Raw genomic sequence first — 2,009 nt, 5'->3', positions numbered from 1 at the left:
GATTTTTTCATTTTCAATCAGAACTTTATCTTTTTCTAATTTCCTAACTTTCCACATTAAGTTACTTTTAGCTTTGGATTTTTCTTCACGAATATAATCGATTTCCTCTTGTAAAGATTCAACTTTTTCAATTAATTCCTCTTTTGAAGAATTTTCCAAATCATCAAAATCATTCATGTGAATCATCTCCATTAAAATTTCTACAACAAAGTTACTTTTAATAACATTTAGTAATTATAAATATTTAAAGTTATTTATTTTAATGTAATCAAACAAAAATTTTGTGGATAAAAACAAAATTTATTAATGAAAATAATATAAAAATTTACATAATTAACATTAAAAAACTGATTAATATGGAATGCGAAATTTGTGGTAAACCAGTAAGTGAAACAAATCCTACACGAGCAAAAATTGAAGGATCAGTTATGGTTGTATGTAAAGAATGTGCTAAACTTGGAACAATACAAAAAGCACCCCCAAAACCTAGATTCCAGCAAAACAAAAAAGGAAGAAAAACCACACAACCAAAAAGAAATTATAGAAATGATGAACCTTCAGACGAATTAATTGAAAATTATAATACTGCTGTAAGGAATGCTAGAGAAGCTAAAAACTGGTCTAGAGAAGATTTAGGGAAAAAAATTAATGAAAGAGTGTCTGTTATTAACAGAATTGAATCTGGAAAAATGACTCCAGATAATAAATTGACAAAAAAATTAGAAAAAGCATTAAACATTACATTGCTTGAAAGTATTAATAATGATGATTTAAGCCAGTACATTAATAATTCATCTGGTGAGAGAACACTTGCAAATATTGTAAAAATTAAAAGAAAATAGTTATGATTTTAATATTATAACTATTTCCACAACTTATTTTTTTATATACATTAAATAATATTTACATTATGAACATTAGCCGCTTTATAAACTTCATCCGGCCAGACAGATGACTGTACTTCACCAATATGGGCTCTTTGTAAGAAGAACATGCATATTCTTGACTGTCCGATTCCACCACCAATACTATAAGGCAGTTTATTTTCTAAAATAAGTTTATGGAAAGGTAAATTAGCTCTTTCTTCACAACCTGCCAATTTAAGTTGGCGAGTAAGAGCTTCGCCATCAACACGAATTCCCATGGAGGAAAGTTCTAAAGCAATATCCAATATAGGATAATAAACTATGATATCCCCGTTCAATTCCCAATCATCATAATCCGGAGCACGGCGGTCATGAGGTTTTCCGCTGCGCAAATCGCCACCAATTTTCATCAGAAATACTGCACCTTTTTCTCTAGCTATCATATCTTCTCTTTCTTCGGGTGTTTTATCTGGCCAACGATCTTCCAATTCCTGCGTGGTAACAAAATAAATTTCATTAGGAAGAAAAGGATTCATGAAATGATATTTACCGCAAACATAGTATTCAGTCTGCTTGATAACCATAAAAATTCTAAAAACTACTTCTTTTAGCATTTCAATATTTCTTCAGATTTATCAATCATTATTTCCCAATCCCATTGGTCTACATAAAGAGAATGAATATTGTCCGTACATTCATCTTTTCTAATAGCCGTCATATCAGCATATAAACCCTGACGTCTTTTAAAACCATATCTATACAAAGCAACCCTTTTCCATTTTGCTAGTGAATGAACAATTTCAACTTCTCTGTTATCTTGTTCTTTAATATTAAAAGAAACAGGGTCTTCTACACCATTCAAATTATCATTTAATCCACTTTCGGGAGTCACAAAAATAGGTGCTGAAATACGAGTTAAATCAAGCGCATTAGCAAGAGCAACCTGAAAATAATCTTTTACATCCTTAATAGCTTTTTGAGTATCAATAATGCTCTGTGGACTTTCATAATCATCCGGAAAATAAAATTTATTCATGACCCCACCTTTTAATAAATAAAAAAAAGAGGAAGGGACGCAAAATTTTTTAGTTGATTTTTGTTTTTAGAAAATTTTGTTTGTTTTTTATTTTTTTCAGTTGTTTT

General features: G+C 29.7%; 1 protein-coding gene and 2 pseudogenes. 1 reads left to right on the top strand and 2 read right to left on the bottom strand.

Annotated features, from left to right (window positions below; genetic code table 11):
* A pseudogene (locus ACMUOV_RS09000) lies at positions 1-186 on the bottom strand (proteasome-activating nucleotidase); the annotation flags it as partial.
* A gap of 170 nt (positions 187-356) precedes the next feature.
* On the opposite strand from ACMUOV_RS09000, the gene ACMUOV_RS08995 reads away from it, so the two are divergent.
* Positions 357-842: a multiprotein bridging factor aMBF1 gene (locus tag ACMUOV_RS08995; RefSeq protein ID WP_296797856.1), complete on the top strand. Its 486-nt coding sequence runs from the start codon at positions 357-359 to the stop codon at positions 840-842.
* A gap of 50 nt (positions 843-892) precedes the next feature.
* On the opposite strand, the pseudogene asnA reads toward ACMUOV_RS08995, so the two are convergent.
* A pseudogene (asnA, locus tag ACMUOV_RS08990) lies at positions 893-1,902 on the bottom strand (aspartate--ammonia ligase).
* Between the last annotated feature and the right edge of the window lie 107 nt (positions 1,903-2,009).

Source organism: Candidatus Ruminimicrobium bovinum (assembly GCF_902760015.1).
Classification (GTDB): domain Bacteria; phylum Elusimicrobiota; class Endomicrobiia; order Endomicrobiales; family Endomicrobiaceae; genus Ruminimicrobium; species Ruminimicrobium bovinum.
Note: the sequence above shows the minus strand (reverse complement) of the source record. Positions and strands in the feature narration are given on the sequence as shown.